This is a genomic window from Deltaproteobacteria bacterium (assembly GCA_009929795.1).
In the GTDB taxonomy this organism is placed as follows: Bacteria; Desulfobacterota; Desulfovibrionia; order Desulfovibrionales; family Desulfomicrobiaceae; genus RZZR01.
In genome coordinates this window covers 1-9,010 of the sequence record RZZR01000094.1, presented here as the reverse complement: position 1 = coordinate 9,010, position 9,010 = coordinate 1, and the positions used below count along the sequence as shown (strand labels likewise).

Annotated in this window: 10 protein-coding genes; 9 read left to right on the top strand and 1 reads right to left on the bottom strand. The window is 61.3% G+C overall.

Annotation, left to right across the window (positions count from 1 at the left end; genetic code table 11):
• Window positions 1-29: 29 nt before the first annotated feature.
• From EOM25_10130 to EOM25_10105, 6 genes are all read left to right on the top strand, one after another.
• Window positions 30-365, top strand: a complete 336-nt coding sequence (locus tag EOM25_10130; protein NCC25535.1) for an anti-sigma factor antagonist — start codon at window positions 30-32, stop codon at window positions 363-365.
• A complete protein-coding gene (locus EOM25_10125; GenBank protein NCC25534.1) occupies window positions 340-780 on the top strand; it encodes an ATP-binding protein in 441 nt (146 codons plus the stop codon). Before EOM25_10130 ends, EOM25_10125 begins: the two co-directional genes overlap by 26 nt.
• Window positions 781-938: 158 nt before the next feature.
• On the top strand, window positions 939-1,178 hold the full coding sequence (locus EOM25_10120; protein NCC25533.1) for a ferrous iron transport protein A: 240 nt from the start codon (window positions 939-941) through the stop codon (window positions 1,176-1,178).
• The gene (gene feoB, locus EOM25_10115) at window positions 1,171-3,333 is read left to right on the top strand and encodes a ferrous iron transport protein B (GenBank protein ID NCC25532.1); all 2,163 of its coding nucleotides are present in this window, start codon (window positions 1,171-1,173) and stop codon (window positions 3,331-3,333) included. The genes EOM25_10120 and feoB overlap by 8 nt, the downstream gene beginning before the upstream one ends.
• A 45-nt stretch (window positions 3,334-3,378) precedes the next feature.
• Window positions 3,379-3,624 carry a zinc ribbon domain-containing protein gene (locus EOM25_10110; protein ID NCC25531.1) on the top strand — a complete coding sequence of 82 codons (246 nt, stop codon included), beginning with the start codon at window positions 3,379-3,381 and terminating at the stop codon, window positions 3,622-3,624.
• 14 nt (window positions 3,625-3,638) lie between these two features.
• The gene (locus EOM25_10105; protein ID NCC25530.1) at window positions 3,639-4,235 is read left to right on the top strand and encodes a BON domain-containing protein; all 597 of its coding nucleotides are present in this window, start codon (window positions 3,639-3,641) and stop codon (window positions 4,233-4,235) included.
• 76 nt (window positions 4,236-4,311) lie between these two features.
• Here the strand turns inward: EOM25_10105 and EOM25_10100 are convergent, their stop codons facing one another.
• On the bottom strand, window positions 4,312-4,707 hold the full coding sequence (locus EOM25_10100) for a ferrous iron transport protein A (protein NCC25529.1): 396 nt from the start codon (window positions 4,705-4,707) through the stop codon (window positions 4,312-4,314).
• A gap of 225 nt (window positions 4,708-4,932) precedes the next feature.
• Between EOM25_10100 and EOM25_10095 the strand changes: the two genes are divergently transcribed.
• The 3 genes from EOM25_10095 to EOM25_10085 are packed head-to-tail and all read left to right on the top strand — an operon-like array spanning window position 4,933 to window position 8,865.
• Window positions 4,933-5,928 carry an ABC transporter ATP-binding protein gene (locus EOM25_10095; protein NCC25528.1) on the top strand — a complete coding sequence of 332 codons (996 nt, stop codon included), beginning with the start codon at window positions 4,933-4,935 and terminating at the stop codon, window positions 5,926-5,928.
• On the top strand, window positions 5,925-6,896 hold the full coding sequence (locus EOM25_10090; GenBank protein NCC25527.1) for an ATP-binding cassette domain-containing protein: 972 nt from the start codon (window positions 5,925-5,927) through the stop codon (window positions 6,894-6,896). Before EOM25_10095 ends, EOM25_10090 begins: the two co-directional genes overlap by 4 nt.
• Window positions 6,883-8,865: a U32 family peptidase gene (locus EOM25_10085; GenBank protein ID NCC25526.1), complete on the top strand. Its 1,983-nt coding sequence runs from the start codon at window positions 6,883-6,885 to the stop codon at window positions 8,863-8,865. Before EOM25_10090 ends, EOM25_10085 begins: the two co-directional genes overlap by 14 nt.
• Window positions 8,866-9,010 lie beyond the last annotated feature (145 nt).

Genomic DNA, 9,010 nt, shown 5'->3' with positions numbered 1-9,010 from the left:
TCTCGTTTCACCCCCACCAAGGAGAAGACATGGACATCAAGACTTCCAAGAAGGGCATCGCCACCGTGGTCATGGTCAGTGGCCGCATGGACGCCGTGACCGCTCCGGATTTCGAAAAACGCTGTTCCGAACTCATTGATTCTGGGGATCTGGCTCTAGCCATTGATCTCGAAAATCTCGAGTACATCAGCAGCGCAGGCCTGCGGAGCATCCTGGCGACAGGCAAGAAGATCAAAGGCGCCGGAGGCCAAATCGTGTTCTGTAGCCTTGCCGGTATGGTCAAGGAGGTCTTCGACATCTCCGGATTTGCCTCCATCTTCCCGGTCTACGGAACCCAGGATGAAGCCGTCGCCAAGCTCGGCTGATCCCGAGCAGGTCACCTTGCGCCTGCCAGCCCGACCCGAGTCCCTTGAACCTTTGCGGGACTTTATTATGGATCGAGCCCAGGCTGTGTCCGACGATGTCCGGTTCCTCTCCCGAATCGACCTCATTCAGGAAGAACTCCTGGTCAACGTCGTGTCGTACGCCTATGCAGGGAGCGATGACGGGGAGGTCGCCGTGACCTGCACCGGTCGCGCCTCCGAAAGTCTAACCATCGACATCGTCGATCAGGGCCGGCCTTTCAATCCTCTGACCCAGCCCGGTCCGGACACCGAAGAAAACATAAACGAACGCCCCGTGGGAGGTCTGGGCATCCTGCTCAGCAGACGCATGGCCGACCACATCAAATATGTCCGGGAAGACGACAGCAACCGCGTGTCCGTCACCATCCGGCCCTGAACCTGGGACAGAATAAAGACGGGATCGCCCTCTCAGAAATCGGCCCGCTTGGTCCCTGATCGGACTATCCTGCGCGTCCAGAGGCCGCGTGTTTCTCCAACCCTTGTCACTCTTCCGAGGACACGGCGGATCTGACCCTCGGAATAAAATCAAAATTCATGAACAAGACCATCCCCTTACGCCAGATGCAGGCCGGACAGAGCGGCGTCATTGCCGAAGTCGCTTCCGGTGGTGAACTCGGCCGCCGCATTCGGGACATGGGCCTCGTCCCAGGCTCACCCATCCTGATCATTGGCCGAGCACCACTCAAGGATCCCGTGGCCCTTCGCCTCAAGGACTTCACCCTGACCCTGCGAAATAACGAAGCCGATTTCATTCAGGTCCATGTCGATGAATGAAGCCTCCAGAGAATCCGGGCCGATCACCATCGCTCTGGCCGGAAATCCCAATTCGGGCAAGACCACCCTGTTCAACGCCCTGACCGGATCCCACCAGCATGTGGGCAACTACCCCGGGGTGACTGTAGAGAAAAAGGAGGGCTTCGCTGCCCATCAGGGCGTTCGTATCCACGTGATCGACCTCCCCGGAACCTATTCCCTGACCGCCTATTCCCAGGAGGAACTGGTCGCCCGAAACTATCTGGCTGAGGAACGACCGGCCGCTGTGGTCGACGTGATCAATGCCGGTTCACTGGAGCGGAACCTCTATCTTTGCGTGCAGTTTCTGGAACTCGGCATCCCGCTGATTCTGGCCCTCAATATGATGGACGAGGCCCGGAGCAAGGGCATGACCCTCAACACAGATCTCCTGGCCAAACGTCTTCACGCCCCGGTGGTGGAAACCATCGCCCGCCACGGCCAGGGAAAAAACCGCCTGCTCCGAGAGATCGTCGAACTGACCCGAGAAGGCCGTCGACCTTGGAGGCCTCTGACCATTTCGTACGGACCGGATCTGGACCCGGTCCTGACCGAGATGACCGCCCGAATCGAGGCCGAATCCTTTCTGACCGATAGGTATCCGGCCCGGTGGACGGCCCTCAAGTATCTCGAGGGTGACGAGGAAATCACCCTTCTTGGCCGCAAGGCCGGCGCCTTGGGAGCCGTCCTCGAATCCTCGGTCAAGACAGTGGCCGAGCATTGCCGAAAGACCCTGAACACCTACCCCGAGGCCATCATCGCCGACTATAGGTACGGATTTATCGCCTCGCTCCTCAAAGGGGTCCTAACCCACGACACCCACGCCCAGCGCATCGCCGTGTCCGACCAGATGGACAAAGTCCTGACCCATACGTTTCTCGGCCCGTCCATCATGGCCCTGTTGCTCTTCGGCATCTATGAATTGACCTTCACCCTCGGCCAGACTCCCATGGACTGGGTCGAGGCCTTCTTCTCCTGGCTCGGGTCCACCGTGACCGGCCTCATGCCCCCGGGACTCCTGCGGTCCATGCTCGTCTCCGGGGTCATCGACGGCGTCGGCGGTGTCCTCGGCTTCGTCCCCCTCATCGCCATCATGTTCTTTTGCATCGCCTTCCTCGAAGACTCTGGATACATGGCCCGCATCGCCTACATGCTCGACAGGGTCTTCCGCATCTTCGGCCTTCACGGCTGCTCGGTCATGCCCTTCATCGTTTCTGGTGGCATCGCCGGGGGCTGCGCCGTGCCCGGGGTCATGGCCTCCCGGACCCTGCGGTCCCCCAGGGAAAAACTGGCCACCCTGCTTACCGCGCCATTCATGACCTGCGGAGCAAAACTTCCCCTGTTCATCCTTTTGTCCGGCATCTTCTTTCCCTCCCATCAGGCCTCGGCCCTGTTCGTGGTCACCCTGACCGGATGGGCCGCGGCCCTGGTCGTGGCCAGAATCCTTCGCTCCACGGTCATCCGGGGCCCGGCCACGCCCTTTGTCATGGAACTCCCCCCCTACCGCTGGCCCACCCTGCGGGGGATGTGCATTCACACATGGGAACGGACGTGGGAGTACATCAAGAAGGCCGGAACGGTGATTCTGGCCATCTCCATTCTCATCTGGGCGGCCATGACATTTCCCCAGCTCCCCGAATCCCGAGTCCAGGAATTCGAGATCCGGGCGGCCGAACTTGAGGCCGACGGAGCGGATCAAGAGGTACTGACTGCCTTAGAAAACGAACGAGGCCAGGCCGCCCTGCTCCACTCCATGGCCGGCCGCCTGGGAGTCGCCCTGGAGCCTATCTCTCGACTTGCCGGATTCGACTGGAAGATCAACATCGCCTTGACCGGCGGGTTCGCGGCCAAGGAGGTCATCATCTCCACCCTGGGGACGGCCTACTCGCTGGGAGAGGGAGAGGTCGAGACCGAAAGCCTGGGCCGAAGGATCTCGAAAGACCCGAACTGGGACCTGCCCCGGGCCGTCAGCCTCATGCTCTTCGTGCTGCTCTACGCGCCATGCTTCGTGACCATCGTGGCCATCGCCCGGGAAAGCGGAAGCTGGGGCTGGGCCCTGTTCAGCCTCGGCTTCAACACCGTATTCGCCTTTGCCCTGGCCGTCAGCGTCTACCAGGGGCTGTCCCTGATCCGATAACGAGCCAAGGGGGCGGCAAAAGATTTCAATCAAGGAGGTGCGCCCATGCCCATTTACGAATTTGAATGTGGATCCTGCGGAAATCGATTCGAGGACATCCAGCTCTCGGGACATGCCGAACCGCCCTGTCCGGCCTGCGGATCGTCCAAGGTCGGCCGGCTTTTGTCGGCCACCTCGGCTCTGACCGGTTCGCCCGGCAGGTCCGTGCCCGATGCCAAAGGCCATGGCTGCTGCGGAGAGCATCCCTCCCGGAAAGGTTGCGTTCCGGGCACCTGTTGTGGCCGGGCCTGATTCATTGTCTCACCATGTCAAGCGAGGACACCATGAACCGACAGACCATCGTGTCGCTTTTGACCCTGCTATGGGCCCTGTGGGCCTTAGCCGGGTGTGGAACCATCTACGGCGTGGCCGTGGACCAGCGAAACATAAAGGACGTGACTGCGGATCAGAAGATCAAGCGCAGCATCCAGACCAAATTCATGAATGACGACCTCGTAGGCGTTCTGGACGTCACGCCCTACGTCTACCTAGGAGACGTCTATCTGGTGGGAGAATATGAGAGCGACGAGGCCCGCGACCGGGCCCTTGAAATAGCGCAAAATGAAGAGGGTGCTGGGCGGGTGACAGCCTACATGAAACCGAAACCCGACCCCGACCACGACCCCTGCGGTACCGTTGATGGGGTCACCGTGGTGGCCAAAGTCAAGAAGGAGCTCATTGCCGACAAGAGAATCTGGTCCACCAATGTGGACGTCACTCACGTCAACTGCGAGACTGTCGTCCTCCTCGGACTAGTCGGCTCCCAGGAGGAGATCGACATGTCCATCGCCCACGCGAGGGGCGTTGAGGGCGTAACCGAAGTCCAGTCATTCCTCCGGGTCTACGCTCCTTCGGCCGAATAGATCCGCCCAAAAGCAGGCGAGCCGCCCAGGTTTCCCCGGACGGCTCGCATTGACCGCCTTGTTTCAAGGTATCGGCTCAGACACCGACCAGAATTTTATCGGCCATGCTACGGCCCAGACACAAAGTGTCTCCCTTGACCGAGATCATAACCGGCCCTCCCGAAGGGCTGGAAAGAACCGTCACCATGCTGCCGGGTAAAACGCCCATGGCTGCCAGACGGCCCATGAGCTTTCCACAAGACTCAACACCCACGACAAGGGCCGAACGTCCCGGCTCCAGTTCGGTCAGAGGCAAGGCCCCCTTTTCCGACACCCGGCCGCATCTCTTGCGTTTTCTCCAGCAGAACATTGCACCCTCCCTCCTCCGGCAAAACCTGCCGGATTGATGAAGCGAAACACAGAACCAGCCCGCTGTCAATAAAGTTTTTAATTGCGAATAAATTCCTAATCTTCTAACTATAATTCTATGCATGAACTCCGACCTCGGCAAGGGCCGGAACCTCAGGACGCAAAAAAAACCGACTGGTTCAGTTCAACGTTCGCCGGATTCTGTACGCCCACCGACGTGACCGAAACGAAAACTGCTCGGCATGGAGGCCAGCTGGTTTGTCGCAAAAACTGTTCCCAGCTGACGACGACTTGTCCTCGGAACCGCTTTGTCGTACCAATTTTGGCCATGAACGAGTCCGCACCTCTCATGCCTCGACCTATGCCAAATGAATCGGTCCTGGACATCCGGAACCTGACCACGGAACTCGTTTCCTCTCGGGGATCGGTTCGGGCCGTGGACCAAGTCAGCCTGACTCTCGATCCGGGCCAGGCCCTCGGCGTGGTCGGGGAATCCGGCTGCGGCAAGACCCTTCTGGCCTTGTCCATCCTCCGTATCCTGCCCGATCCCCCGGCCCGAATCGCCTCCGGCCAGGTCATCTTCAGGGACCGCGATCTGGTGACCCTTCCGAAAAATGACATGCGGGCCATCCGGGGCCGGAACATATCCATGATCTTCCAGGAGCCCATGACCTCCCTAAACCCGGTGCTGCGCATCGGGGATCAGATGACCGAGGCCATGCGCCTCCACCTGGGTCTAAACCGGGATCAGGCCAGGGATAGGGCCGAAGAACTGCTGAACCTGGTGGGCATTCCCTCGGCCAGAGGACGTCTGAGGGACTATCCGCATCTGTTGAGCGGCGGAATGCGGCAGCGGGTCATGATCGCCATGGCTCTGGCCTGCGATCCTGACCTGCTCGTGGCCGACGAACCGACCACGGCCCTGGACGTCACCGTCCAGGGCCAGATCCTTGCCCTGCTCCGTAGCCTTCGGGAGCGCAAGGGAATGTCCATGCTCCTCATCACCCACGACCTCGGGGTCGTGGCCCGTAACTGCCGGGACGTGGCCATCATGTACACCGGCCGGATCGTCGAACGGGCATCCGCCGGCGATCTCTTCCGACGTCCTCTACACCCCTACACCGTCGGCCTGCTGGACGCCCTACCCAGCCTTGACTCCTCCCCGGACACTCCACTCAAACCGGTCCCTGGCACGGTCCCCGAGCTCCACAATCTGCCCCGGGGATGCCATTTCTCGGACCGTTGTCCCAAGGCCATGACCGTCTGCACCGCCAAGTCTCCAGGCCCCGCCGAACCCGAACCCGGCCACATGGTCCGCTGCTGGCTGTATGCGGAGGCCCCATGAACGACATACCACTTGTCCGCCTGCAAAACCTGACCCGGGCCTACCGCATCGGCCGGGGTCTGGGCAATCCCACTCAGACCCTTCTGGCCGTGGACGGGGTCGATCTCGACTTTGCTCCGGGGCGGACCCTCGGCTTGGTCGGCGAATCGGGCTGCGGAAAATCCACCCTCGGCCGATTGACCGTCGGCCTGGAAAGGCCAACCGCCGGGCAGGTCCTCTACCGAAACCGACCGGCCTGGACTGGAAGCAAAGCCGTCACAGACACCAGACGGGCCTTTCAGATGATCTTTCAGGACCCCTTTTCCTCCTTGAACCCCAGAAAAAAGATCGGCCGGGCCATTGAGGAGGGACTGATCATCCACGGCTACGGCTCTGCCAACAAACGTCGAAATCGAGTCGCCGAAATCATGGACCAGGTAGGGCTTCGGCCCGGCCACGCCGACCGCTACCCGCATGAATTCAGCGGAGGACAGCGCCAGCGGGTGTCTATCGCCCGAGCTCTTGCCCTCGAGCCCGAAATTCTCGTCTGCGACGAACCGGTATCGGCCCTGGACGTCTCCATCCAGGCCCAGATCATCAACCTCTTCAGGGAACTGCAGAAAAGCCTCGGCCTGACGCTCCTCTTCATATCCCACGATTTGGCTGTGGTCCGGACCATGAGTCACGATCTGGCGGTCATGTACCTGGGCCGAATCGTGGAGAAGGGACCCAGCCCGTCCCTTTACACCACCCCGGCCCACCCGTATACACAGGCCCTGCTGGCTGCGGTCCTGGTCCCCGATCCGGACCGGACCTCGGAACCGACCATCCTCGAAGGGGAAATCCCTTCCCCCCTGCACCCTCCAGACGGATGCGGCTTCCACCCCAGATGCCCAGAAAGGCTCCCCGCCTGCTCCACCCACCGCCCGCCATGGATATCCCTGGGGGCCAACCACGAGGTTCGCTGCTGGCTCTATGCAAAACAATGACCCCAGACCCGAGATCCTGGCCCCGGCCGGCAACCGCGAAAGCTTTCTGGCCGCCCTGGCCGCCGGCGCCGACGCCGTATACTGCGGCCTGAAGCATTTTTCTGCCCGCATGGAGGCCGACAACTTCTCGCTGGCCGAATTGGCCGGGCTCACCTCCTTGGCGCGCAATCTGGACCGCCGGGTCTATGTGACCCTGAACACCTTGCTCAAACCCGGCGAGGAATCCAAAATCGGCCGTCTCGTCGACCGCCTCCGGGCCATGGTCAAACCCCATGGCCTCATCGTCCAGGACTTGGCTATGTCGGACCTAGCCCGCCAGGCCGGATTCGAGGGCGAAATCCACTTCTCCACCCTGGCCAACGTCAGTTTTCTTTCGGGGCTGCGCGTGGCCAGAGCCCTGGGTGCCGACCGGGTCGTCCTCCCCCGGGAACTGGATGTGGACGAAATCAAGGACATGGCCCGGGCCTGCCCCCAGGGTCTCGGACTGGAAATCTTCGTTCACGGGGCTCTGTGCTACGCCGTGTCCGGCCGCTGCTATTGGAGCAGCTATCTTGGCGGCAAGAGTGGCCTTCGGGGTCGCTGCGTCCAGCCCTGCCGACGGCTCTATCGGGAAGGGCGCGAAAACGGTCGTTTCTTTTCCTGTCAGGATCTCGGTCTAGGCCCTTTGGTCAAGACCATCCGCGACATCCCGAACATCAAGGCATGGAAGATCGAGGGCCGCAAGAAGGGTCCGCATTACGTCTACCACACAGTAAAGGCCTATTCACTGCTTAGAGACCATAGCGACGATCCCCAGGTTCGGAAATCTGCCCAGGAATTTCTGGACCGGGCCCTGGGCCGGCCAAGCACGAACTTCAATTTTCTCGGCCACAGGGCCAAAAATCCCACCGACAACGACGGCCGCACCGCCTCGGGGCTGATGATCGGCTCCATCCAGGGCACTCCCCAAAAGCCATGGCTGAGCCCCCGGGAAGAACTGCTCCCCGGCGACACCCTTCGGATCGGCTTCGAAGACCAGCCCGGCCACTCCGTGGTTCGAATCCGTGCCTTTTCCCCGGCCGGCAAGCGCTTCCCCCTCTCTCTGCCCAAAGACGCCAGACCGGAAAAAAACACTTCGGTTTTTCTTGTCGACCGCCGGGAAAAAGGATTGCTGGACGCCCTGAGGGACATGGAAAACCGGATGCCCGCGATCAAGGATGAACCAGCCAGGGAATCATCCTTCACCCCCAAACTGCCGACGCCCAGGCCGTTCCGGTCTCGGAGCGGGCGGCGTCCGGAAACCATGCACCTCTTCCGCAAGGCGCCAAAGTCCCTAGGCCCCAATGCGGCTCTGTGGTGCAAGCCCGGCCCGCCTGATCCCATGCCCCGTGGGCAGTACGCCAAAATCTGGTGGTGGCTCCCGCCGGTCCTGTGGCCGAACCAGCAAAACGACTGGCAAAAAGCCGTCAACGCCCTACTCAAGGTCGACGCCGAACGATTTGTCCTCAACTCCCCCTGGCAGATGGCCCTGTTTCCCGACCAGGGACGGGGCCTCCGCATCTGGGCCGGACCCTTCTGCAATCTGGCCAACGCCATGGCCATTGAGGCCGTCAGGCAGCTGGGCTGTTGCGGGGCCATCGTCAGCCCGGAGCTGGACCGCGAGTCCTTCCTGAATCTTTCGGACCAAAGCCCCATTCCTCTCGGAGTGGTCACCCGGGGCCATTGGCCCCAGGCCATCTCCCGCATCCTCCCTTCCAGACCGCGCACGGCCGTGCCCATCGACAGCCCCAAGGGCGAACAATCCTGGATCATCCAGTACGGCCCGGACACCTGGGTCTACCCTAACTGGGGAATCGATCTTCGGGACCAGGAAAATGAACTCCTCGAAGCAGGGTACACCATGCTCGTCTCCATGCACGAACCACTGCCCAAGAGAGTCCGACTCAAGGACCGGCCGGGAACCTGGAACTGGAGCCTCAGGCTTCTTTGATCTGATCGGGGATGGTGGCTTCGGTTCTCACCCGAAAAAGACGAAGAGGATCCCGGCCAGGGCAAAGGTGCCCAGGCCCGCGGCAAAAGCGGCCACGATCAGGGAATTTTTCGACCGTGAGAAAAACTCGGCCGTGAGTCCGGCC